The organism is Pedobacter frigiditerrae (assembly GCF_004331645.1).
GTDB classification, from domain to species: domain Bacteria; phylum Bacteroidota; class Bacteroidia; order Sphingobacteriales; family Sphingobacteriaceae; genus Pedobacter; species Pedobacter frigiditerrae.
Map to the genome: position 1 here is coordinate 624,155 of NZ_SJSK01000002.1, position 24,889 is coordinate 649,043.

The 24,889-nt window shown below is 35.0% G+C and carries 17 protein-coding genes and 1 tRNA gene; 4 read left to right on the forward strand and 14 right to left on the reverse strand.

The annotated features are described in order from the left end of the window. Positions 1-9: 9 nt before the first annotated feature. The 5 genes from EZ428_RS09540 to EZ428_RS09560 form a co-directional block, all read right to left on the reverse strand. Positions 10-2,973 carry a SusC/RagA family TonB-linked outer membrane protein gene (locus EZ428_RS09540; protein ID WP_131552916.1) on the reverse strand — a complete coding sequence of 988 codons (2,964 nt, stop codon included), beginning with the start codon at positions 2,971-2,973 and terminating at the stop codon, positions 10-12. Between the two features lie 789 nt (positions 2,974-3,762). Then, a complete protein-coding gene (locus EZ428_RS09545; RefSeq protein WP_131552917.1) occupies positions 3,763-6,003 on the reverse strand; it encodes a glycosyl hydrolase family 95 catalytic domain-containing protein in 2,241 nt (746 codons plus the stop codon). Positions 6,004-6,014: 11 nt separating this feature from the next. Next, on the reverse strand, positions 6,015-7,523 hold the full coding sequence (locus EZ428_RS09550) for a M60 family metallopeptidase (RefSeq protein ID WP_131552918.1): 1,509 nt from the start codon (positions 7,521-7,523) through the stop codon (positions 6,015-6,017). Between the two features lie 59 nt (positions 7,524-7,582). Further along, positions 7,583-8,782, reverse strand: coding sequence for a glycoside hydrolase family 27 protein (locus EZ428_RS09555; protein WP_205945653.1), 1,200 nt, complete (start codon positions 8,780-8,782; stop codon positions 7,583-7,585). A 1-nt stretch (position 8,783) separates the two neighbouring features. After that, positions 8,784-11,186, reverse strand: coding sequence for a beta-galactosidase (locus tag EZ428_RS09560; protein ID WP_131552919.1), 2,403 nt, complete (start codon positions 11,184-11,186; stop codon positions 8,784-8,786). 626 nt (positions 11,187-11,812) lie between these two features. Here EZ428_RS09560 and EZ428_RS09565 point away from each other — a divergent pair. After that, positions 11,813-12,178 carry a DUF2200 domain-containing protein gene (locus EZ428_RS09565; RefSeq protein WP_131552920.1) on the forward strand — a complete coding sequence of 122 codons (366 nt, stop codon included), beginning with the start codon at positions 11,813-11,815 and terminating at the stop codon, positions 12,176-12,178. A 76-nt stretch (positions 12,179-12,254) separates the two neighbouring features. On the opposite strand, the gene EZ428_RS09570 is transcribed toward EZ428_RS09565, so the two are convergent. From EZ428_RS09570 to EZ428_RS09590, 5 genes are all read right to left on the reverse strand, one after another. After that, positions 12,255-12,338: transfer RNA gene (locus EZ428_RS09570), tRNA-Leu, on the reverse strand. Between the two features lie 132 nt (positions 12,339-12,470). Further along, positions 12,471-12,674 carry a GIY-YIG nuclease family protein gene (locus tag EZ428_RS09575; RefSeq protein WP_131552921.1) on the reverse strand — a complete coding sequence of 68 codons (204 nt, stop codon included), beginning with the start codon at positions 12,672-12,674 and terminating at the stop codon, positions 12,471-12,473. 263 nt (positions 12,675-12,937) lie between these two features. After that, positions 12,938-13,699: an MBL fold metallo-hydrolase gene (locus EZ428_RS09580; RefSeq protein ID WP_131552922.1), complete on the reverse strand. Its 762-nt coding sequence runs from the start codon at positions 13,697-13,699 to the stop codon at positions 12,938-12,940. Between the two features lie 157 nt (positions 13,700-13,856). Next, positions 13,857-14,507: a LolA family protein gene (locus EZ428_RS09585; RefSeq protein WP_131552923.1), complete on the reverse strand. Its 651-nt coding sequence runs from the start codon at positions 14,505-14,507 to the stop codon at positions 13,857-13,859. Between the two features lie 57 nt (positions 14,508-14,564). Then, positions 14,565-17,138 carry an FtsK/SpoIIIE family DNA translocase gene (locus tag EZ428_RS09590; protein WP_131552924.1) on the reverse strand — a complete coding sequence of 858 codons (2,574 nt, stop codon included), beginning with the start codon at positions 17,136-17,138 and terminating at the stop codon, positions 14,565-14,567. A gap of 500 nt (positions 17,139-17,638) precedes the next feature. Between EZ428_RS09590 and EZ428_RS09595 the strand changes: the two genes are divergently transcribed. Beyond that, positions 17,639-18,295, forward strand: a complete 657-nt coding sequence (locus EZ428_RS09595; RefSeq protein WP_131552925.1) for an ankyrin repeat domain-containing protein — start codon at positions 17,639-17,641, stop codon at positions 18,293-18,295. 69 nt (positions 18,296-18,364) lie between these two features. Here EZ428_RS09595 and EZ428_RS09600 read toward each other — a convergent pair whose 3' ends face one another. The 4 genes from EZ428_RS09600 to pyrF all read right to left on the reverse strand — a co-directional run bounded on the left by EZ428_RS09600 (position 18,365) and on the right by pyrF (position 22,039). After that, positions 18,365-18,586 (reverse strand): PspC domain-containing protein, encoded by a 222-nt coding sequence (locus EZ428_RS09600; RefSeq protein WP_131552926.1) that lies wholly within the window; start codon positions 18,584-18,586, stop codon positions 18,365-18,367. 3 nt (positions 18,587-18,589) lie between these two features. Beyond that, positions 18,590-19,870 carry a DUF2851 family protein gene (locus EZ428_RS09605; protein WP_131552927.1) on the reverse strand — a complete coding sequence of 427 codons (1,281 nt, stop codon included), beginning with the start codon at positions 19,868-19,870 and terminating at the stop codon, positions 18,590-18,592. Between the two features lie 285 nt (positions 19,871-20,155). Further along, positions 20,156-21,061 (reverse strand): DMT family transporter, encoded by a 906-nt coding sequence (locus EZ428_RS09610; protein WP_131552928.1) that lies wholly within the window; start codon positions 21,059-21,061, stop codon positions 20,156-20,158. A 147-nt stretch (positions 21,062-21,208) separates the two neighbouring features. Further along, positions 21,209-22,039 (reverse strand): orotidine-5'-phosphate decarboxylase, encoded by an 831-nt coding sequence (pyrF, locus tag EZ428_RS09615; protein ID WP_131552929.1) that lies wholly within the window; start codon positions 22,037-22,039, stop codon positions 21,209-21,211. A 269-nt stretch (positions 22,040-22,308) separates the two neighbouring features. On the opposite strand from pyrF, the gene rho reads away from it, so the two are divergent. Continuing rightward, positions 22,309-24,126, forward strand: a complete 1,818-nt coding sequence (rho, locus tag EZ428_RS24080; RefSeq protein WP_205945655.1) for a transcription termination factor Rho — start codon at positions 22,309-22,311, stop codon at positions 24,124-24,126. A gap of 69 nt (positions 24,127-24,195) precedes the next feature. Beyond that, positions 24,196-24,876, forward strand: a complete 681-nt coding sequence (gene pssA, locus EZ428_RS09630) for a CDP-diacylglycerol--serine O-phosphatidyltransferase (protein ID WP_131552930.1) — start codon at positions 24,196-24,198, stop codon at positions 24,874-24,876. Positions 24,877-24,889: the final 13 nt, after the last annotated feature.

Consider the following 24,889-nt stretch of genomic DNA (forward strand, 5'->3'; position numbering starts at 1 on the left):
TTATATATTTTATAAATCCAATTTAAGTCCTAACACAAAAGTTTTAGGGATAGTTAAATTAGCCCCATCATAATAACCATTGTAGTTAATTAACTCAGGGTCAGTTCCTGTAAATTTGGTCATGGTTAATAGATTCATCGCTGTGGCATATAAATAAGCTCTCTTAATTTTCGATGAAGATTTTATAAAGAATGGTGCTTTGCTAAAATCGTATCCTAAGGTTACTGACCTTAATTTCAAATAAGATGCATCTTCTAAGAACAAATCTTGATCTGTACGATAGGCATCTACATCACTAAATGGATTATAGATCGGATATTTCTTCTCGTTATCAAACACCTGCCAAGAGGATACTTCCTTAACAGAACTAATATCATTTCCAGTTTCTGCTTTAATGAAACCATAACGGGTAGCCTGATATTGGTTAATCGCTTTTTGACCTAAGGCAAAAATGAAGTTGAAGTTAAATTCGAAATTTTTATAGTTCAAGGTATTGTTCCAACCACCTACGAATTTCGGTAAACGATCGCCAGTCATGACTTTATCTTTGTTGTCAATTCTGTTATCACCGTTATAATCTACCCATTTAGGATCTCCTGCTTTAAGGGGGATACCATTAAAGGTATGGCCTGCAGGAACTTCGGCATTTGTATTATAAATACCATTGTTTGTATATAACCAAAAACTACCTACAGGTTTTCCTACCTCTAGTTTGTTTTCGTTAAGGATTAATTGAGTTACCCCATCAGGTAAAGCCGTTAATTTATTTCGGTTATAGTTAATATTGTATCCCGTACTCCAACTTATCGAATTAGGACGATCTATGACCACACCATTAACTATTAACTCTATTCCTTTATTATTAATAGCCATACCAGATTTGTAATTCAGATCATACCCAGTTTCTACGGGAACAGGAATACCAATTACTTGATTTTTATCATTACGATTATAGGCAGTGACGGCAGCGCTTACCCTGTTATTTAAGAAGCTTGCATCCACAGTAAGGTTAGTTCTTTCAGCATAGGGCAAAGAAATGCCATAACCAATGAAACCACTTCCATATGGTCTATTGATACCTAATCTACCTCCATAACCCGGAATTGTTGGTTCTTCGAACCAGCCGTTCTCAGATCTGTATTGAGGCCCTGCTGCAAAACGATCGTCTAAAAATACCCTAAGTGTTCTGCCCCATCCCGCACTCACATTTAAAGTATTAAAAGTTGAGTTCGTTTTTAAGAATTGTTCTTTAAGGTTATAGTTTGCATTAAATGCAGCAGTGGTTACCCATCTGCTATCTGGCTGACCATTTGAAGAACCATCTCTTCTTACAATGGCATTAACTGCTAGCAAATTTTTATAGCTGTACTTCGCCGAACCATAGAAAGACATTAAATTATTTTTCTCTTTATCTATATATCTGAAAACATAGAAACCATTAGTAGCTAGATATTCATCAGAGCTGGCATCTCCAATTACCTTATTTAGCTTAATAAAGTCATTTTCACTGTCAGTATATGCTCGGGCATAATTATATTTATAAGTATCCCCTTGAAAACTTTGACCTAGCTCAAAGTCAATAGCGTGATTTTTATTGATTTCAAATTTATAAGCTGCGTTGTTGTTTATTAATATACGTTGACTATAACCGAAATAATTTGAGATATAACTAACACCGTCTAACAAAGTAGAAGGAGTAAAATAATCACGAATACCTTCGTTATAGTCAAAAATTAGACTAGAAGTTATAGATATCTTATTAACTTTTGCCGCTAAGATTAAGTTCCCGTTTAAAAGACTAGATCTGTTATTGTCAACATTTTTTTCAGTTTCAGTTAGGAAACCCTGATAAATAGCTGCATTTGGAGATAGTGGATTAGATAAATCAGGGATGTAACGTTGCTCAGCAAAACGATCCCTTAAACTATTATTCCTAATGCGATCTAATCTTGAAGCGTTTATTGTACTTGATACAGTGATCCATTTAAATGGCGCCATATTAATACCAAAAAATAAGTTATATCTTTTAATATCGGTATTGTCAGCATTACCTGCATTTTGAGTTCCAGAACCAAAAAACCTAAAATTAGCTCTATCACTTCCACCAGTAATACCTAAATCGGCCGAAAGAGTTGGAGTATCCTGGTAATAAAGATCATTCCAGTTTGACGGACCGTAATAAGCCGTATTAGTTGAATCTTTTAAATAAGAAGCATAGCTAGCTAAATTTTGCGCATTAGCGTATTTTTGATAAAATGGCTTTCTGAAATTATTTTCATAAACACCATTAACCGTATTTACTCTTGGCGCTGTTACATATCCAAAATAAGTATTTAAGCTGATATCCCTTAAACCTCCCCTAGCATTCTTAGTGGTAATATATATAGCACCATTTGCAGCATTAGGCCCTAACTTAGCTAATTCATAAGGATCTTTAATAACAACTATCGATTGTATATTTTCGATATTGATTTGCGAAAGTAAATTTGTGGCTGGGCCAATCCTGTTATAATCATACTTTTGCACATCAAATGCAAAAGGATTATCCTGCACCAATGGCACACCATTTAAATAAATGGCAGGTTGTAAGGCATAAATGTCTTTTTTATTGAACAACAACCCTGAACTTCCTTGGATGATCATACTTTGTTCTGTACCTGGTTCGCCATTTGGCTCTTGTACATAGACGCCCGCTAAACTTCCCTTAACAATTTGCTGTAAAGACAAATTTGGTACTGGACGTGACGAACGAATATTAACTGTGTCGCGTACATTTTTGAATTTCTGCAATGCCTTAACCATTTGTCCAATAGTATCTGTTTTAGCAGAATACTTGGCATTTTTGGAAGTATCTTGTTGAAAAGCAAAATAGGCTTTCAAAAGATTACTCTCTGAATAACTAGCGTTTGCAGCTGTTATTCCAGAAAAAGATAGCATCAAGGCACAGCAAATGCTTGTAATGATTTTAACCATTTGATTAGTTTATTAAGTTTTTAGTATTTGAAATTTGATGCAATTGCTAAAGAATTGATAGAGGTGTATTTATAGTAGATACCTCTGAAAAGCAATGCCTGAAAATAATGAGTAAAATTTTTAATCATTCGATAAGGGTTTAAGTTTGGTTAGCATTAATTCTTAATGAAGTTTTTAGGCTACATAAGAACGATTAGTTTTGTTTGTTCATCAAATACCTTGGTTAGAGGTATTCTTTCTTTTTAACTAGCAAGTTTTTTTTATTTATATGACAATAAAAAAATGCCTAACTCGTTTATTTTTGTTAATGCAAGGTATACGTTAAGAAAACAGGTTTTATGTTTTTTCACAGCGCAAACGTTTGTTTAAAACATCCACTAATAGTCAAAAACAGGCATTTAAACACCTTTAAAATGGTGATAACTAGATTATTTGAGGGGTTTTAAAAGAATATAAGGCAATTAAAGACCGAGGTTGAAGCTTGATTAAAAGCATAACTATTTAAACCTTCTCCAAACAGTTCTAGAAGCATCAAAAACACACATACACACTTAATTATCAATAAGTTAGATCGAAAAATAAAATAATACAAACTGTGTGCAAACGTTTGTATTTCATTCCTTTAAAGGATTTTCTTATAGTTTATAGAAAGTTTTATCAAACCTTTAGATTTAGTTGTTAGCTAAAGATTGATTTTTTTGTATTTATAGGGACCGATTGCAAATAAAAACCCCTAATACAAACTCATTTGTTGTATTAGGGGTTAATATATTTATCGTCTTTAGAGTCTTATCCCCTATTAACAAAAACTAGTTTCTCTCCTTTTTGGGTAAACAGCTTAGTTCTTTCTCTTAACATCTGATTGTGCCTAGAAGCTAAAACAAAATCGCCTTTTGGTAGCTTAATATTTAATTCGCCACCATTTTCACATAAAATTTCTATTCTAAGCGTAGCTCCTTCCCTATAGCTTGCACTTACTAAAAATGCACCGGCTGTTCTTAAATCCTTAAAAGAGCAATCGTTCCAAGTAGAGGGTATGGCCGGAAAGACTTCTACATACCCATCCCTGCTTTGCAATAATAGTTCATGAACGCCTTGGGCGAAAGCAAAATTTCCTTCTAAAGTAAATGGACGGTAAGTAAAGCCAGAATACTGTCCTCCTTTTTGATCCCCATTTAAATGGAAACTATTTGGAGAACAGAAATTTGAGGCAAATATTTGTAACTGTTTAATTGCCTTATCAGCTTGGTAAGCTCTTGCATATAATGAAGCCATCCAACTAAAAGAATAACCTACCCAAGCTCTTGTTCCCTTTGCTTCTAACTGTTTAAATGAATTATCAATACGGATTTTGTCTTCCGCTTTATTATAATCTAACAATGCCAATGGGTAAATCCCCATGTATTGAGACATGTGACGGTGAGAAGATGTTAGATTTTGACCGGGTGCGATGGTAAAGCCAGTTTCATTTACTTCATAATCTGGCAATTGACTAGCTATAGTAGCCCAATGTTCAGCACCTTTTTTATCGCCCTTGGCAATTGAAACTTCTTTTGCTGCCTTGAATAAAAATTTAGCCAAGCTTAAATCAAAATTACTCCATTTTTTAAACCAAGCAGAAATATCGTTATCGTTATATTCTGGACTAGAGCTTAAAGGCAGCATTCTCAGTCCATCTTTTGAAACACTAATGTTTTCTAAAAAAGTAGCCGACTGTATAATGTATGGATAGGCTTGCTCGTTTAGAAATTGCTTGTCCATACTGTATTTCCATTGCCAATAAAAGTGTTGCGAACACCATGCGCTAACAGTTGGGCTCATGGCATACTGGTTCCACCCACCCATCGGTTTTCCACTCAATGCCACAACACCAGGAATATTTAAACCAGACACACCAAAGTAAGCTTTAGTATAAAGTTCACTTTCTCCCTTTACCTTCCAAAGCCAATCGGTAAAGGTTTTACCTTCTGCTAAATGGTTTGAGGTATAAGTTGGCCAATAACTTAATTGCGTATTTAAGTCATTATGAAAATCTCCTTTCCATGGCGGCAAACTGCCGTTATCTGCTGTCCATACTGCTTGTAATGTAATGGCTGGCGCACCTTTTCTTGCAACAGAACCTAATTTGTACATTTCAAGGTAATATTGCTTTTGCACCAATTCATCAGGAATAGAAATAGACGATTTATTCCAATAACTTGTCCACCATTTGGTATGCGTATCCCAACCAGTTGGTTCTTTAGCAGTTGTAGATATAGGTGGCATAACAGCCTCGGCATCTTTACTAACCGTCCACGAGCCTATAATTTTGTTCTTTATTTTTCGCCACGTGATTAACACTTCATAAAAATGTCCATCTGTCATTGGTTGTTTATAACGGATGCTGTTTGGTGTTTTGGTAACATCGCCTTTGGCATAACCTAATTTTTGTAAACCTTGTCCGGCATGGCTATTATCAGCAGTTGCTTTCTCGTTGCCAGCATAATTGTGCACAATTAAATTGGGCAATACATCAACGTTTTCTAAGTTCTCGAAACCGAAGAAACCTTGGTTTTTTGTAGCATGGATATAACAATTAAATACTATGCCGTTTTGAAATTTCACGGTATTTAAGGCTGTATTTATTTCCAAAACATTTGACAACACTTTACCAAAACTACTCACATTAAACTCTATTGCAGCTGCCGGAATCTTGGTTGGTGTTGTTTCATGATAAGGGTCGTCTAATGTTTTTTGAACAATACGATATTCCTTTTTTTCTACCTGTTGCTGCACCCATTTAAAACTATAAGTAGTTAAATCTGGCAAAGCTTTTCTTTCATCCCATAAATCAGCACGATCTAAAGAAAGTCTTAATTTGTCTCCCTTTCCCCAAATCAAAGCGCCTAACATTCCATTGCCTAAAGGCATCCCTTCATCCCACCTAGTGGCAAGCTTTTCAAAACTGAGGTTATAATTTGATAACGTTTGAGCAAAGCTGAATTGGTAAACAAAGTTGATGAGTATAATTAGTGATATCTTTTTCATCATAAGGCAAGCTATTAATTCTGAGGAGGGAAATTAAATGGTTTCCATTGCGGGTATTTCGTTAATTCTTTTTCTACATCATCACTAATTGGAATACCCCAGGTTTCCCAGAAAGGCGCTAAATTTCTTTTTACCACGTCCGAATAGGTTTTAACCCATAAATCACGCTTTTTCTGATCATTCATCCTACCTATACTTGGTCCTATTTTTTGATATTCTTTAAAGAAAGATTTAAAACTTTCCCATCCAAATCCTTCTTGCATCTGACGGAACATAATTAAACCAAGGAAAGGATCACTTTTCCATTTTTCATAACCAGAACCTTCCTTGAAATATTTTTTCATCATTTTTTGGGTATTTTCACTTGATACACCGCTATGAGCATCGTCTCTACCGCCAATTAGCCTATCGAACATATAAATAGAAAAGAAATTATTACTTACTTCTGTTGTACCACCAAAAACCCAGTTCAGGTTCTGCATGTTATGACCAATTTCGTGAAAAAATCCCCAATTCGCTCCGCCTTTACTTGGCTTCATTAATAATTCTGGATTTGCCATGATTTCATTAGACAGCATTTTTCTGGTTGGAGAATGGTGTATCATAATTGGATAACCACTGTGCATGTATCCACCACCAATATGTTCATCTGGTACCATGCGTTGTGGCCTGTAAAATGGAGCTGGCATATTTGCTAAATCTAATTCACCAAGCACTACCAAATCCCATAATTTTAAAACTTCTTCTGGATTTTTAATCGTTTGTAAAACACTATCTGGCAAGGTTAAAATTACATTCTCGGTTGCTATTTCTCCCCAAGGCGCTTTATTGTTATTCAATTGATTTTCCCAATCAGCTTTTGATGATTTACCCAACACAAAAAGTGGTGCAGCTACAGCATGGCTGATGTTAAAATCAATTGTTCTACTGTCACTTTTCGGTTTAATATTGATGTAGATTAAGCCACCAAACGGAGATGCCAATTTATTTTTACCGATCACCAATTTTTGATTTTTAGTGATGATGGGCATTCTACGCCAATCTTCTTTTCCTGCAACCCAATAGTTTAATCGATCACTATGCACACCAATCTGAACTTCTAAATCTTTTACGTCCGTATTTTTTGGCACCTCAATTTCTATGTATTCTCCTGCCATGGCATACAAGCCAGTGCTGTACATTGTAGCATTATCGTAACCAGAATAGCCTAATGTAGAAACGATGGATACTAAACTATCAGCCATTTTTTTATGATCTACAGTTACCTTTTTGCTAACAAATTGATATCCTGTTTTTACAGCGCCAGGAAAGACATTTGCTGATGGTTGAGCTTTGATGTTTTTGTAATCCGTGCTCTTTAATGCCTCATCGCTCCATTTTGAAATTGCCGTTCTAAAAACTGTATCATTTTTAGATAAGGTTTTTTGCGGCGTAATTAAAACTGTTGCTGGATCCTTTGTTGCATCTTGTGCAAAGGTGGTTAGCCCAGTTGCTAAAAATGCGAAGGTTAATAATTGTTTCATTTGTGTGTATGTTTATTAGTTTTTAGTTTATTTATTGAAAAGAAATTTTATCGAGGTCCCTAAACTTTTTTTAATCGAAAAACCTTTGTTTCATGTGAGGTAATTTTGCCAGTCCATTTATTAGCTATACCTATAATTTTATGCAGCCATAAATCTTTAACCTGATATTTACCCTCTAAACCTAACTCTAGAAAGTTTATTTTTGAATCTTGCACAATAGATGATTTATTTAAAATGGCAATTGCATAATCGCCATTAGCCAAAGGGCGAATAAAAACATCCCAAATTGGGGTGTTAATTTTTCGCTCTGCTTGTTTGCCAAGTGGATCTTGATTTAAAGCAATCACTTCGCTGTTTAGCAGTATGTTTTTTGCAGCTTCATCCATTTTCCGAATATCATTACTGGCGTAAATTGGAGAGTTTAACATACACCACATACTCATTTGACTTTGGTATTCGTTGTCAGTACAACCAATTCCACCTAAATCGCCCGACGGCCCTTTATAACCTCTTAAACCAGTTACCAGCATATCGCCATCATTCCATTTACCAGGGCCAGAAAATTGCGCCAAACTTGCATTTTTATCAATTACATCATAAATACCTACACCGCCCTTATTTTCTTTGTCTATCCATTTATCTCTTATATCGAAAGTAGTGCGCCAACTCTGTCCACCTATTTCAGCACCCCATTTCCAAGGTTCGCGTGGCCCCCATTCGCAAATACCAAGCACAATTTCTCTTCCCGAATTGCGTAAAGCCTTAGCCATTATACCGTAGCGTTTTTTGGCTGTTTCTACATCTTCTGGAGCATTGCAATAATCGTATTTTAAGTAATCAATACCCCAAGAAGCAAAAGTTTTGGCATCTTGTTCTTCGAAATTTAAACTGCCTGTAAAACCACCACAGGTTAATGGAGCTGCATCAGAGTAAATACCCAACTTCATTCCCTTGCTGTGAATGTAATCTGCCAAAGCCTTAATACCAGAAGGAAACTTTTTTGGGTCTGCAATCATATTATTTCTATAATCACGACCCCCTTGCCAGCAATCATCAATAAAAATGTATTGATAACCAGCCTTAACCATACCAGTTGAACTCATTGCATCGACTATTTCTTTTACATCTTTCTCGTTTATCTTATTAGATAAGAGATTCCAACTCATCCATCCCATTGGAGGCGTTGGAGCAAGTTTTACTTCTTGCGCAATAGTTTTTGCACCAATTAGCAGCAGGGCGATAATTAATTTGAATTTCATTTTATAATCCTTTAAATAAAGTAGTTGAAAGATAAATTTTATAATCTTTAATTCTACCATTTGCATTATCTTGTCTAGGCAATACTTTAACACTTGCTATTTGGTAATTTTTACCTAAATCTATTACAATTTGATGTGGTGGTTTAGGCGATGTATTCTCCCATTCGGTATGCCAAATACTAGTAAACTGTAAATCGAAAACGTTTACTGCACTACCATCATCCCCTCCTACCTCTTCACTATCAGCAAATACTACTTTCCAATTGGTACGTGGTATTTCTTTTCCGCTTGCGTCGTATAAATTAATTTCGGCAATGGTTGTAAATGGTTGTCCTTTTTGTTCTGACAAAGCCTCTAAGGCAAAATACCTAGCAGAGGTTGGTTTAAATGTAACTGTTTGCAATTTGTTAGTGTTTTCAAAACTACCTGCTGCAATTGGAGTTAATGCAGTAGCATCCCATTTTTGGCTTGCAGATTTATGTTTTTGAGGTAGTGGCTCATTTACTTGATCTAATATTGGATGATCCAAGAAAGTTAATTCTGGTTTCGCAGAGCCATATAGATCAAACACCACAACTTCATTTATTCCTTTTTTTAACCAACTTTTAGGAACCAACATGGTTTGTGTTGGGCCAATGCTCCAATAACGACTTAAACAATGTCCGTTTACCCAAACTAAACCCTTATTCCATTTACTTAGATCTAAATAAGTGTTTTCAATGGCATTTACAACAAAAGTGCCTTTGTAAAAACCTGCTTCTGGGTTTTCATCAGTATATAATTTGTTTTTATCGGTGATGAAGCTATCATGAGCAATATTCCTGTCTATTTGTGAGTGTTTGCTCATGATGGTTTGCTTGGTAAATGCCTGGTATTTAACCGGAATAGTTACATCACCTAAGCGAATTGGATAGTTCTTCCAATTTTTTATTTCTGTTTTTTTATTTTCATCAACTAAAAATACACGACCGTGGATACCTTTTCTATCGTGCATATGCCCACCATAGTTTACACGACCGGTAGCTTCCACCAAAACGGAAAGTTGTGCAGCTTTAATTCTTGCAGGTAATTCTATGCTGAACTTGTTTTTTCGCCTATCTAAACTTCCAATTAACTTGTTATCTAAATAAACCAAAGCATAATCATGTATATCATCAAAAGTTAATGTGGTTTTAGCACCTGCCGGGATGTTAGCTTTATACATGACACAACCAAAATCTTGATTTAAATCTTCCATCAACATCGGGGTTTCATTCAAAGTAGCTTTAGGCAAATTCTGATTTAAGGCAGCAAAAGAGCTAAATTTTACGGGATCCAAAGTTTGGAATTTCTGTTTAGCAGGAATTGGGGTAAGCTGCTCACCTTCTTGTAAATATTTCTCAAATAATTCTCTCAAGGCATAAAATTTCTCTGTCGGATTACCTGCTTCATCTATAGGTGCATCATAATCGTAACTACTTGTTTGTGGCAAGTAAGGTGGCGAATTTGCACCTGCATAGGTACCAAACGTTGTACCACCATGAACCATATAAATACTGAAAGAAGCTTTTTGGTCAAGCATATATTTCAATTCATTTACAATTCTCTTCGTATCACCTTTATGGTGTGGACGGCCCCAGCTATCAAACCAACCTGGATAATATTCGCCACACATTAATGGCCCAGTAGGTTGTAGATCTCTAAGCGCTTTAAAATTCGCTTCGGGATTGCTACCAAAATTTACAACTGCAAATAAACCCTCAGGATGATCTGCCTTTAACTGAGAGGGGCCATCACAATGGAATAATGGAACCGTAAAGCCAGCCTCTTGTAAATTAGCTTTAATGATGTTCATGTAAGCTTTGTCGCTTCCATAACTTCCATACTCGTTTTCTACCTGCACCATTAAAATATTACCACCTTTGGTAATTTGCAAGGGAGCCAATTCTTTACCAACTGCCATTAGGTATTTTTTGCTGCGTTCTAAAAAGTAAGGATGTTGCGTGCGAAGTTTTATGGTTTTGTCCTTTAATAACCACCAAGGGAATCCACCAAATTCCCATTCGGCACAAGAGTAAGGACCTGGTCTTAAAATCACATATAAACCTTCTTCTTGTGCTATTTTGCAGAATGTTTTTGCGTCTGCCTGGCCAGACCAAGTAAATTGATCCTTTTGGTTTTCATGCATGTTCCAAAATAGATAGGCACAAACCGTATTTAAGCCCATTGCCTTTGCCATTTTTAAACGACTACGCCATTCTGCTTTCGGAATACGGGCAAAATGCATTTCGCCACAACGAATTACGTAGGGTTTTCCATTTAATTCGAAATTTTCGGTACCGATAGCAAAACTCTGTGTTTGTTGGGCTTTTAAAGTGTTTACAAAAAATAGCGTAAAAACAACGAGTAGCGTTTTAAAATTCATTCTGATTCAATTTGGTGTTTAATTTTTTATTTAGCCCAACAATAAATGTATAAGCCTGAATTAATTAAAGCCAAAATAGACATGTATATTCTTTTATGCAGGGTAATTCACAACACAAACGTTTGATTTTTATTTTATTGAAGTATTTTTTCTTTCATTACCCTAACCTTACAGCTTAAAACACAAGAAATCAAACGTTTGTGCTGATAAACTTTAGTCTTTGAAAGGGTAGCTTTGGACACGGTCTATACCAACTTCATAAATGAATTATACCAGCATATCTATTTCGACAAATTTAACTCGGGGTTAAAACGGGGTTTGCTCGGATATATTTGTCACAAGTCCGAACAAAGTCCGAACCAAGCCCGTCTAAAGTCCGTCTTAACCCATACGCCTTTACGAACTTTTTACGATACTGCCTTAACTAAAGGTTAAACAAAGCGTAGGCATTAAACCCTATTTTAACAAGGGCAAAACAAAGCTTATTTTAGATTATTACAATTGATTCCAATTCGCAAAAATTGAATGTAGGCTAGGTATTTGTATTTATTTATCAATTCGATTTTTAGTAATTTCAAACTATCTTTGGTTTAGGCCAAATTTTAAGAAACCAAAAAGCACAAGACATGAACACTTCCGACATACACAACCAGCGAATGGCTAACATGACCTTTACCTCGGTTTATCCAATGTACATTGCGAAAGTAGAGAAGAAAGGCCGAACAAAGGAAGAATTGCATCAAGTTATCACATGGTTAACTGGCTTTGATGACGAGAAACTGCAAGAACTAATTGACAAAAAAGTAACTTTTGAAACATTCTTCCAACAGGCAAAGCTTAACCCTAATGCACCTCTTATTACTGGACTAATTTGTGGCTATCGCATAGAAGATATCGAGAACCCATTAACACAACAGGTACGTTATCTAGATAAATTGGTAGATGAGCTGGCAAAAGGCAGAAAGATGGAAAAGATATTGAGAGGTTCTTAGAATTCTGAAAAGAGCTTCAAACATCAATAAAAAACAAAGCCTAATAATATGATTATTAGGCTTTGTTTATATTATGTATCCAAGAGGAGATTCGAACTCCCACACCCGTAAGGGCGCCAGCCCCTCAAGCTGGTGCGTCTACCAATTTCGCCACCTGGATAAATAAAGTGCAAATATATTAATTTGAAGAAATAACGAGCATATTATCTCATAAGTTATATTTTTCAATCAAATTTGATGTCATTTCGGGATATTTCTTCAAATTTTTTATGTAAGTAATACTTTTCATCTTCTAGATATGCTTTTCAATTAGTCTAGCTTGCTTATAATCCAGATTGTCAATAGAGAAGAATAGTTCCCAATCATTAACTTTGGCTGTAAAACTGCCTCCAAAATCTTTGTTCAAATGCTCAGCTAAACGTACCGTTAATTCAGCACAACTGCCTATATAAAACTTATTCAAGGTCTCTGAAAAAAGTATATAAATAGATGCCATATTCTACAACTAAAAAAGCTAATATATAGCAAAACTTTGTATCAAGAGGAGTCCCGATAGCTATCGGGACGAACTCCCACACCCGTAAGGGCGCCAGCCCCTCAAGCTGGTGCGTCTACCACCCCGATAGCTATCTGGGTCGCCACCTGGATAAATAAAGTGCAAATATAATAGAATGATTGATTTTAAGAGATTGTTTTATTGTTGAATTGTATTATTGCTCCAAAACAATCTAACAATTAAGCTCCCGATAGCTATCGGGATTAGCAATCAAAACTCAACCCATCATACGCCAATTTAATATGCGATGGCAATTCTTTTTCAATATCAGCGTGTAAACCTAAATTATGGCTCATGTGCGTAAAATAAGTTGTTGCTGCACCTGCTTTATTGGCAAATGCAATTGCTTCATCAAATGTAAAATGTGAGATATGGTTTTCTTTTTGCAAGGCATTGATCACTAAAATTTTGCTACCTTTTATTTTGGCTAATGATTCATCAGAGATAGTTTTGGCATCAGTGATGTAAGTAAAATCACCAAATCTATAACCTAAAACTGGGAGTTTATGATGCATCACTTCAATAGGAATAATGCTAGTTTCCCCTATTAAAAATGGTTGATCATCTATTGTGTGTAATTTAATTTGCGGCAAACCAAAATATTTGGTGTCTTCAAAAATGTAAGAAAACTCTCTTCTTAAAGCATCTTGTACCCTTACGGTTGCATAAATATCTATGATTTTATGAAGCAAATAATTATATGGCCTAATGTCATCTAAACCAGCTACGTGGTCTTTATGTTCGTGAGTATAAATAATGGCGTCCAAGTCATTAACCTTTGCCCTCAACATCTGATACCTAAAATCAGGGCCACTATCTATCACAATTGTTTTATCATCAGTTTCTACCAAAACAGAAACTCTTAACCTATTATTTCTTGTATCAGTAGATTGGCAAACGGCACAGCCACATCCAATTACTGGAATGCCCTGCGAAGTACCTGTACCTAAAAAAGTGATTTTCAAAATTTGTTATTATAAGATGCTTCGACAATCGTCTGGCTCAGTACAAGCTGAGCTCAGCATGAGAAATGAACCATGAGCAATAATACTCAAAAAACCCTTAAAACAAAAAAGGTTTGAACAATTGTCCAAACCTTTTTAACATGTATTAGAATTAAAATTATCTTAAATCCACCACTTCTACGCCAGGATATTTCTTAGCATCGAAAGCGAAAGTTGTTTCTGGAACTTTTGCGTTTGGTGTAAATGTTTTAACGTTATAGGTATAAGTATTTCCGTTTTTCTCGAAGATAACCACATTAGCAATCTGCTTAGTAGCTTTATCAATACTTAAACGAACTTTAAAGATTGTTTTTTTAGCATCTGTTGGCGATAAATCTATCATCTGATAGGTTTTTGCACCTACTTTACTCTCGCCGGTAAACAAATACTTAAATCCTTTCTCATAAATGGTAAAAATCTTTGCTGGGTTAATTGCATCACTGCTATTGTCAACATTAGAAATTTGAACCTCTTTATCATTTTTTAAATAAGTCCACTGCACTTTACCATCACTAATTAAATCTTGGTTTGTCATTGCAACTTTATACTTGTTTGCATTTGCTTTAACGTATAAAGTTCCTTGTTGTGTTTCTTTTACTTTAGCTTGAGCATTGTTCAATGTAAATGTAAAATCAGTTTTTACAACATCATAAGTACGGTATTTTTTACTTACCTCGGCTAAAATCGCTTTTGCTTTCGCATCTGTTTGTGCATTTGCAGTAAAACCTAATGAGCTAACTACAATTAATGCTAATATTATCTTTTTCATTTGTTTTTTAATTATCTCTGCTAACAACTCTCTGTACTGGTTAGCAAAACGTTAAATCTATTGTTTGTTATTTAAGTTATTCAAGAACTGTTCCAAAGCATATTGGTCTGGCAATAAAACTTCCCTTGCCTTACTTCCTTCAAACGGACCAACTACACCTGCCGCCTCCAATTGATCTATAATTCTACCAGCTCTATTGTAACCTAATTTCATTTTACGTTGAATTAGAGATGTAGAACCCTGCTGATGTGTAACTATCAGCTGTGCAGCCTCTTCAAACAAAGGATCTCTATCATCTGGGTCAAAATCAGCCTTATTTTGTTCTGCAGTTTCATCTATGTATTCTGGCAATTGATAGGCATCAGGATATCCTCTCTGGTTACCAATAAATTCCGAAATTCGATCTACTTCTGGTGTATCAACAAAAGCACACTGTAGCCTTATTAAGTCGCTACCGGTAGATAAAAGCATATCTCCCCTACCAATTAATTGATCTGCACCACCACTATCTAAAATAGTACGTGAATCGATTTTTGATAAAACCCTAAATGCTAACCTGGCAGGGAAATTCGCTTTAATTGTTCCTGTAATGATATTTACCGAAGGGCGTTGAGTTGCTAAAACCAAGTGAATACCAATGGCACGGGCTAACTGTGCCAAACGAGCTATTGGTGCTTCCACCTCTTTACCAGCCGTCATCATCAAATCGGCAAACTCATCCACCACTAAAACAATGAAAGGTAAAAAACGGTGACCATTATTTGGACTTAGCTTACGCTTGATGAATTTATCATTATACTCCTTTAAATTTCTTACTTGTGCATCTTTTAATAAATCATAGCGCTGATCCATCTCAATACACAATGAATTTAAAGTATTTACTACTTTTTTGGTATCAGTAATAATTGCATCGGCTTCCCCTGGAAGTTTTGCTAAAAAGTGACGTTCAATTCTATTAAACAAGGTTAACTCTACTTTTTTCGGGTCAACCAAAACAAACTTCAGCTGCGCTGGATGTTTTTTAAACAGCAAGGAAACCAGAATAGCATTAATACCAACAGATTTACCTTGGCCAGTTGCACCCGCTACCAATAAGTGAGGCATTTTAGCTAAATCGGCAATAAACACTTCATTACTAATCGTTTTACCCAAAGCAATTGGTAAATCCATTGTATTGGTTGCCCATTTTTCGGTATTCAAGATGCTTCTCATGGATACCATTTCTGGGTGCTGATTAGGAACCTCAATACCGATAGTTCCTTTACCAGGCATTGGTGCAATGATACGAATACCCAAAGCTGCCAAACTTAAGGCAATATCATCCTCAAGATTTTTGATTTTAGAGATACGAACTCCAGGGGCCGGAATAATTTCGTATAAAGTTACCGTCGGACCAATTGTAGCTTTAATCTTATCAATTTCAATATTGTAATGATTTAAAGTCTCTACGATTTTATTTTTGTTAGCTTCTAACTCTTCGGCATTTACAGAGATTTTATTAGAACCATAATTTTCCAATAAGTCCAAATTTGGATATTGATAGCCAGATAAATCTAACTTCTCATCATAATTTCCAAACTGCTCAACTAAACCATCTGCTTTTGCTTCATCTTCACTTTTCTGTACCGTAAAAGCTGGCTCTGGTGCAACTTCTAATGGCGTAGCGGCTGCAGCAGCGCTAACCGTTGGTGTTAACATTACGTTTGTAGCTAAAGGAGCAGCAATAATATCATCTACCGTTTCTTCTTTATTTTCAAAACGACTTGGTGTTAAAACAATGTTCTGTTCTTTTTTAGGTTCGTTTTTAAATCTATCATTTATACTAAATTCAACTGGTCCAGAAGGTTCTTCAACCTCTCTATTTACAGCTTCAGCTGCCCTAATGTCATTTACATAATCATCAACTTCATTATCCAAATACACTTCCTTTTTTCTTTCAGGAATTTTGAAATCGATATTATAAGCAATAATTAAAATGGTTAAGCCTAAAAACACGATTAAGCCCCCAACTCCTGCTTGACCAATTTGTGCAACTAACAGTTTATTACTCCAAAATCCAATCTCTCCCTCTAAAAAATGAGGTGTCTCTGCAAAAAACGAATGTCCGAAACCAAATGTTAACGATAAAAACAATAAGAAGAAAAAGCTATAACCTAAAACCTTTTCTACTGCGAAAATTTTCACTTTGAAAAGCAAGCGATAACCAATTACAAAAAACACAAAAATGAAAAGGAATGAGGCAACCCCAAACCATTCATAAATAAATTGATGAGATAACAACGCACCAATTTTACCTAACCAATTTTGTATTCCCGGCGCTTCTGCACCGTTCCTAAGTTCATTTCCAGTATTAAAAAGATTGCTCCAACCTCCATTTGAGTCGATTACATAGCTCTGGTCTTCTTGCCAAGTAAACAAATAAGAAGTAAAGGCAACTAAAAAATAGATGGATATGATGATAAAAAATAGTCCGATAATTTTAACAAGCCTCCCATTTTGCAAATCGAAAGACGGCATGATATCTACCTTGGCTCGGGGTGCTTTTGTAGCTGTCTGCCTCTGACCAGCTTTTGCAGGTTCAGTATCTTGCTTAAATGAATTTGACTTGAATGAATTCCCCTTTACAGACATCGTTCCTTAAAATATTATTAATCAACAAATATAAAATATATAGTTGTTTGTACTACACAAATCAATTACGATTTAAAGAAATAATTTCGATTTGCCAAAGCTCTCTAAAAAAATTATCTATAGGTTATTAAACTTTCTTCACAAATAATAGTCTTACTTAAAACTGAATAAATTCCGTTTAGATAGTTTTGTTTTAGGTTAATCCTGCTTGATTATATTAAGCAGGATTTTTTGTTTAAGAACACTTTTTAAACCATATAAGGAATTACCTGCCTGTGGTAGGCAGGTAAGGGCATTTAAGATTTAGTCCCAACAAACAACATTCTTTTATATTTCCTTAAATATCTTATATGGTAAATATTCATCTGCAACAAAACAGTTATACTTACATTAAAATTCTCTCCTCCTTAATGTTTAAAACCATTAAATCTGTTATTAACATTTAACATTCTCAATTTATTTTTGTTAATTTAACGTGTTAGTATTAATTAAATTTTAAAATGGATATTGCGCATCTCGAATCACTTATAGAAAATGACCAGTTAGATGAAATTATTGCGTTACTTTCAGAAAAACCGCAATTAGCTAATCAAACTACTTCGCATCAAATTTCTCCGGTATTATTGGCTTGTTACTATAAAAAACAAGAAATAGCTAAAGCCATTGCAGAATTTGTACCTGAGTTAAGCTTATTTGATGCTTGTGCGGTTGGTAAATTTGATGATGTAACACTTTTAATATTTAAAGACCCAGCTAAAATTAATTCATTCTCCATTGATGGATTTACGCCACTTGGTTTGGCTTGTTATTTTGCCCACGAAGATATTGCTCGTTTTTTGGTACTTAAGGGTGCTGAAGTAAATGTGGCAAGTAAAAATGGCTATAATGTTTTCCCTATCCATTCAGCAGTTGCAGCTAATAATTTTAACATTACCAAAATGTTATTAGATGCTGGTGCTTATCCTAATGTTTGTCAGAAATCTGGTGTTGCACCTCTACATTCGGCAGCGCAGTTAGGTAATATAGAACTAATTATTTTATTGCTGGAACACGGTGCCGAAGTAACCTTAAGAATGGAAGGTGGTAAATTACCGGCAGATTTAGCTGCAGAAAAAGGTTTTGCTGAAATTGCAGAGATTTTAATGCCTGAAGACTAAAGAAGTATCAAGTAGTTAGTATCAAGACTTTGCAAGCGCTTTAGTTTTTGGTCTTTTCACTCTAGTCTGCTAAATGTCCCAAACTCTTAACCTTACTTTTTTCATGTAGGTTCTAATATCTAAAACCACAGCGGCTAAAAGATAAAATAGAATTGGAAAACCAACAGCTAAAAAAGAAGAGTAGATAAAGAACAAGCGCACTTTACTTGTGCTCATGTTAAATTTGTTGGCTAAGTAGGTAGAAACCCCAAAGCTCTGTTGTTCGAAAAAGGTAACAATACGTTGAAACATTTTTTATTGTTTTAAAATCTTTATTCCGATACCACAAGTTAAGCATTTTTTTTCATTGCAATACTTCTTTTTTAATTGCAATAATGCTTGTGAATTAAAGGCATTTTTAACCAAAACGCCTGCAGCCTCATATTGTTTTATAATTGCATTGTTTTCACTTGGTATATTCTCTAACAAATAAAAACTTCGGGTTACATAATTATGCTGGTCTAATGCTTTGCCATAGGCGAATAAAAATAAGCTTAACGTATTAATCAGCATATTTTGAATGGAAGATTTGCCCAATTGTAAACTTACATTTTCAGCTACCTTATTAAAATGATAATGAGTTTCCCAAAATGGATTAACTGGTAAATTCTCGAATAAAACTTGAGAATTGCGATAATCTCTCATCACTAAAATCTTTGAAAATAAATGATTAGAATTTACAATTAAAGCAGCAAACTGCGCTAATCGTAGCGTTGGGAAATTTTGTGGTCGCATTCGCATAAATTTCCAAAGGGAAATATCAATTGGTTTTAAGCTATATTTCTTTTGCAGAAACAAATATTCTCTCTTTAACTGATTTGGGTATTCATCTTCAAAAGTTTGGTTCAAAAACCCTGCCTGACCGAATATCAAGGCTTCAATTTGTAAGGAATTGTCTTTATGCTTGGCGAACAATTGTTGAGGTAAAGATTGAGCTAACATTTCCATTGGGGTGGCATTTACGTTAAAGCCAAAGTTTCTTGCCATAAAATGATAAAAGGTTTCGTCCCAATCTCCTTTTAATGTTCTTAACTTGTCATAAACTTCAGTAGATTTTTGTTCCAATCGTTCTACTAATACACGTGATAAAAACCCATTGATTAAAAATTCATCTACTGTGTGGATTTGCTTTTCGCAAGGGAAATTATTTGTTGAGGTGATTAATTGCTCATAATTAGCTAATAAGTATAGTGGGAAAAGTCCTTTTAAAATAAGCACAGGAAGTATAGTTCCATCTTTTCTATAAATTGGTTCATCATCTTCGTAAACTACATGAAGAATTACGTTTTCGTAAGCACTATCTATTTGATGATTATGCACTAACCAATCTGATGATTTGATATGAATTTCTACATTACCAACCCAAGTGGTATCACCAATAATTAATTTTGCCTTGCTAAAATCTGGACCAGCATCGTTATTTAATGTTCCTTGTTGTAAAACCTCAATAGTTTCTCCTGTTGTAGTTCGCAATGTTTGAGCGCCATACAACCTAAATTGCCAAATGAAATGCAGAAATTCTTCAGGAAAATTCATGGCTGAAATTATACAATAAAACAGAAGAATTTAAGGATTTAAGAAAATTTAACCTACGGTTAGAAGGATTAAATTATAAGGAAATTATGTTCCTTATGGCGATGCATTTTTGCTGTCATCTCCGCGAAAGCGGGAACCTTAAGGCTCAATTGCCTTTCAAAAGCATTTAAGATACCCAATCAAGTTGGGTATGAAGAACCAAATAACCACGCCCATAAATTTACTTACTTCACTAGACACTTAAGCAAAAGATAGCAAATAATTCGGGGTGATCAATAGCTAGGGTCAGGCTAACTCTTTTCGTTTCCCCTTGTAATTTGTAATAAAAACCCCCAATATAATTAACGCTGTAGCGATTAATAAATCGTAGGTGATCACCTCATCTAAAATCAACCAACCTAAAAATATCGCTATTATGGTATTGAAATAAGAAAGGATTGAAACCTTAGTTGCAGAGACTTTTTTAAGGGAGTAGTTGTAACAAAAATATCCAATTATTGAACCGAAAACGCCTAAGTACACAACAGCTAGAAGGCTTTCTAAGCTCCAAGTGCTTGGCTCAATCTTTTCTGAGAATATGAATGCAAAAATCAACTGCACCACTGCAGAAAATACAAATTGATAAAACAAATCGAGAAAAATATTTGAAGTTTGCTGTGTGTATTTTTTAGTGTAAATTGTTCCTATTGCCCAACCCATAATAGCAATTGCCAAAAATATGATGCCGGTTTTATAATTTGGGTCTAGCAAATCACTTAAACCATCCCTAAAAATAAAAGCTACGCCTAAAAAGCCAATAACCACCCCAACAACACCTTTTAAAGTTAGTTTTTGCAAACCAATGATTACACAGCCAATAAAAACCACAATTGGATTTAAAGCATTTAATAAGGATGTTAATCCGCTAGGTATACTTTGCTCAGCAACCGTTGTTAAACCATTTGCTATGATAATCATTAACGATGACAATAAAATTTGTCTTCTTAGAGCTGGCCAACCAATCCATTTCAATTGGTTTTGCTTTAGCAAAAATACTAACAAGATTAATGAGGCAATAGTTTGGCGCATTGCCGTTACAAACCAAGGCGGAATGGTATGAACAGCCACTCGGATACCCAAATAAGTTGTTCCCCAAACAATGGCAACTGCAAGTAAGGCTCCTATTAATTTAAAATCTGGTTTAGTGTTCATTTAAATATTTTTAACCACCAAGACACAAAGTGCACGAAGAAGTTTTAAAAGATCTGAAGGTCATCATGCTGACCGTAATTGAAAGCTCAATCAACAAGTTTTTAACTATGTTCAAACCTACAACTTTATTAGTTTTGTTTTTTAAGCCTATATTAGGTTAGCAGCTTTTAAAATCTGCTCCATTTCTTGTTGTAATAGCAATGCTTCTTCTCTTGCTTTTTCGGCAAAATCTAAACCATCACTAGCATAGATAATACTTCTAGCAGAATTAACCAATAATCCACATTGCGAATTTAAGCCATACTCACAAACTGCGCTTAAACTTCCACCTTGTGCACCAACACCAGGAACTAGTAAAAAATGTTCTGGTGCCAACTGGCGGATATTTTGAAACTCCTCTGGTTTTGTAGCACCAACAACATACATCAGTTGATCACTTGTTGCCCATTTTTGAGCCGTTGTGATTACTTGTTCGTATAATTTTTGGTCGTCGCTTTGCTTAGCCTGAAAATCTTGACTACCAGCATTTGAGGTTAAAGCCAAAAGGATTACCCATTTATTTGGATGGTTTAAGAAAGGCGAAACCGAATCTTTACCCATATAAGGCGCAACGGTAACAGAGTCGAAGCTCATTGCAGAGCTTTCTTCATTAAAAAAAGCTTCGGCATACATTGCAGACGTATTCCCAATGTCACCACGTTTAGCATCTGCAATGGTAAAAACATCTTTTGGAAAATGTTTCCAAGTATTAACTAAAGTTTCCCAACCTTTAACTCCCCTGCTTTCATAAAATGCAGTGTTTGGTTTGTAAGCAACACAAAGATCATGGGTGGCATCTATCAGTTGTTTATTGAACTCTAAAATTGGATCGTTATATTTTAATAGGTGTTTTGGAATTTTAGCTAACACTGGATCTAGACCAATGCACAAAAAAGATTTTTTTTGTTGTATTTGCTCAAAAAGTTGTTCCTTGTTCATTTTAATAGGATAATGGTGCGCAAAGATGCCAAATATTGATGGTTTTTTGATTGCTTATGTTTAAACAAATTGAACTTTTTTTAAACAATTTTCAATTTTAGTTGCTTATTAATTTTCAAATACATACAATTGTGCCATAATTCCCGAATGTTTATCTGAATATCCCAGAAAAATCTCAACCTAAATTATTTTATTGAATGTTTTAAAAGCATTTTTCTGTAATATTTTCTGATAAACTCAATTTAAAATTTCTCGACAAACAAATATAAATGTTTAATAAAACAGAATTAACTGAAAAGCTTACTGCAGAATTACGTGAGTTAGCAAAAAATGAAGGTGTTACCAACGCAGACGATTTGCGCAAAACAGACCTGATAGAACAAATATTACAACAGCAAACCAACAAAAGCACTATTACTCCGGAAGTTACAGCAGAAACTGCTGCTCCTGTTGCAGCTGCTAGACCAAAGTTGGTTAAAGAAAGTAGCGATAAACCTCTCGCCAAAAAGAGAGCTCGTATTTCTAAAGACGACAAACCACAACCACAACAGCCCGAAAGAGATAGAGTAACTTTGTTTGATGAGCCTCAAACTCGCAGACAAGAATCAGAACAAGAGCCAGAAACCCAACCAACAGCAAATGTTGAAGATATTGAGCCACCAGTAGTGACTTTACCTCCAGATTTTGTAGACGACCCACAGCGTATGGAAACCATTGCTGAGAAATTACAAAATCAAGCTAACAAACCTGCTGCGCCCATTAATCCGAATCAGCTAAATAAAAAAGACAGGTTACCAAGAGAAGCACGACCTGCTAAAGAAGCTAAGGAAACTGCTACAGGCGAAGAAAAACCTACCGGAGAAGAAAGAGCACCAAGAGAGAATAATAATCGCCCACAAAAGGGACAAAATAATCCGAATCAAAACGCCGGAAATCATAAAAACAATGAAACCAGCTATTCTAACTTAGATTTCGATAATACCATTACCAACGAAGGTGTTTTAGAAATCATGCCTGATGGATATGGTTTTTTACGTTCTGCAGATTACAACTATCTTTCATCACCAGATGATATTTATGTATCGCAATCGCAGATTAAATTGTTTGGTTTAAAAACCGGAGACACGGTTAATGGTAGTATCCGTCCACCAAAAGAAGGTGAAAAATATTTCCCTTTAGTAAAAGTAGTAAGTATTAATGGTCGTATCCCTGCAGATGTGCGTGATCGTGTTCCATTTGACTATTTAACTCCTCTTTTCCCTACAGAAAAATTAAACTTATTTACAGATAGCAGCAACTACTCTACCCGTATCATGGACTTATTTACCCCAATTGGTAAAGGCCAGCGTGGTTTAATTGTTGCACAACCAAAAACAGGTAAAACCAATTTATTAAAAGAGGTTGCTAACGCGATTGCCAAAAACCACCCAGAAGTTTATTTGATTATTTTATTAATTGATGAGCGTCCGGAAGAGGTTACTGATATGGCTCGTAGTGTAAGAGCAGAGGTTATCGCTTCTACTTTTGACGAACCGGCAGAGCGTCACGTTAAAATTGCCAACATTGTTTTAGAGAAATCTAAGCGTTTGGTAGAATGTGGTCACGATGTGGTGATCCTATTGGATTCAATTACTCGTTTAGCAAGAGCTTACAACACCACTGCTCCAGCTTCTGGTAAAATTTTATCTGGTGGTGTTGATGCAAATGCTTTGCACAAGCCAAAACGTTTCTTTGGTGCAGCACGTAACATTGAAAAAGGTGGTTCATTAACAATTTTAGCTACTGCATTAACAGATACAGGTTCTAAAATGGATGAGGTAATCTTCGAAGAATTTAAAGGTACTGGTAACATGGAGCTTCAGTTAGATCGTAAATTATCTAACAAACGTATTTTCCCTGCTATAGATATTACGGCTTCAAGTACACGTAGGGACGATTTATTGTTAGATAGAGAAAACCTACAGCGCATTTGGGTATTACGTAACCACTTGGCAGATATGAATTCTCAAGAAGCAATGGAATTGGTACAAGCTCAAATTAAAGGCACCAAAACCAATGAAGAGTTTTTATTGGGAATGAATGGATAGTAATGAGATTTGCGTATTGAGAATTGAGACAAATCGCAATACTCAATACGCACTACACAATACTAAATTATGAAAAAACACATTCCAAATGCTATCACTTGCGCCAATCTATTTTCTGGTTGTATAGGTATTGTATTTGCTTTTAAAGGCGAACTAGAACTTGCAGCCTACTTTGTTTTATTATCTGGCATTTTCGATTTTTTTGATGGAATGGTTGCTCGACTACTTCATGTAAAATCGGCCATTGGAAAAGAATTAGATTCTTTGGCAGACATGGTAAGTTTTGGCTTTTTACCTGGGGTAGTTATGTTTCAGCTTTTAAAGCTGAGTGATTACAATTCGGAATATTTACCTTATCTAGCCTTTATAATTACTGTTTTTTCTGCGTTACGCTTAGCTAAATTTAATATTGATGAAAGGCAAACTGAAGAATTTATTGGGCTAAACACGCCAATGAACACACTTTTCATTGTTTCTTTACCTTTTATTGCCAAAGATTATCCAACCATTATAGGTTCTACAATGCTATTGTTGGGAATAGTTGCCATTACCAGTTTTTTACTCGTAAGTGAGATTAAAATATTCTCTTTAAAATTTAGTGATAAAACTTGGGTAAAGAATAAATTCAAATTTATCTTTTTGATCCTTTCAGCTATACTATTGATTGCTTTACAGTTTGTAGCTATACCTTTTGTATTGGTATTGTATATCGCGTTCTCGGTATTACATTTTAGAACCCAAAAAATCTAAAATAGCTTTCTTC

Bases quoted from the DNA above. Each gene is read 5' to 3' on its own strand.
- EZ428_RS09540 (WP_131552916.1), bottom strand. From the start codon at position 2,973: ATGGTTAAAATCATTACAAGCATTTGCTGTGCCTTGATGCTATCTTTT.
- EZ428_RS09545 (WP_131552917.1), bottom strand. From the start codon at position 6,003: ATGATGAAAAAGATATCACTAATTATACTCATCAACTTTGTTTACCAA.
- EZ428_RS09550 (WP_131552918.1), bottom strand. From the start codon at position 7,523: ATGAAACAATTATTAACCTTCGCATTTTTAGCAACTGGGCTAACCACC.
- EZ428_RS09555 (WP_205945653.1), bottom strand. From the start codon at position 8,782: ATGAAATTCAAATTAATTATCGCCCTGCTGCTAATTGGTGCAAAAACT.
- EZ428_RS09560 (WP_131552919.1), bottom strand. From the start codon at position 11,186: ATGAATTTTAAAACGCTACTCGTTGTTTTTACGCTATTTTTTGTAAAC.
- EZ428_RS09565 (WP_131552920.1), top strand. From the start codon at position 11,813: ATGAACACTTCCGACATACACAACCAGCGAATGGCTAACATGACCTTT.
- EZ428_RS09575 (WP_131552921.1), bottom strand. From the start codon at position 12,674: ATGGCATCTATTTATATACTTTTTTCAGAGACCTTGAATAAGTTTTAT.
- EZ428_RS09585 (WP_131552923.1), bottom strand. From the start codon at position 14,507: ATGAAAAAGATAATATTAGCATTAATTGTAGTTAGCTCATTAGGTTTT.
- EZ428_RS09590 (WP_131552924.1), bottom strand. From the start codon at position 17,138: ATGTCTGTAAAGGGGAATTCATTCAAGTCAAATTCATTTAAGCAAGAT.
- EZ428_RS09595 (WP_131552925.1), top strand. From the start codon at position 17,639: ATGGATATTGCGCATCTCGAATCACTTATAGAAAATGACCAGTTAGAT.
- EZ428_RS09600 (WP_131552926.1), bottom strand. From the start codon at position 18,586: ATGTTTCAACGTATTGTTACCTTTTTCGAACAACAGAGCTTTGGGGTT.
- EZ428_RS09605 (WP_131552927.1), bottom strand. From the start codon at position 19,870: ATGAATTTTCCTGAAGAATTTCTGCATTTCATTTGGCAATTTAGGTTG.
- EZ428_RS09610 (WP_131552928.1), bottom strand. From the start codon at position 21,061: ATGAACACTAAACCAGATTTTAAATTAATAGGAGCCTTACTTGCAGTT.
- pyrF (WP_131552929.1), bottom strand. From the start codon at position 22,039: ATGAACAAGGAACAACTTTTTGAGCAAATACAACAAAAAAAATCTTTT.
- rho (WP_205945655.1), top strand. From the start codon at position 22,309: ATGTTTAATAAAACAGAATTAACTGAAAAGCTTACTGCAGAATTACGT.
- pssA (WP_131552930.1), top strand. From the start codon at position 24,196: ATGAAAAAACACATTCCAAATGCTATCACTTGCGCCAATCTATTTTCT.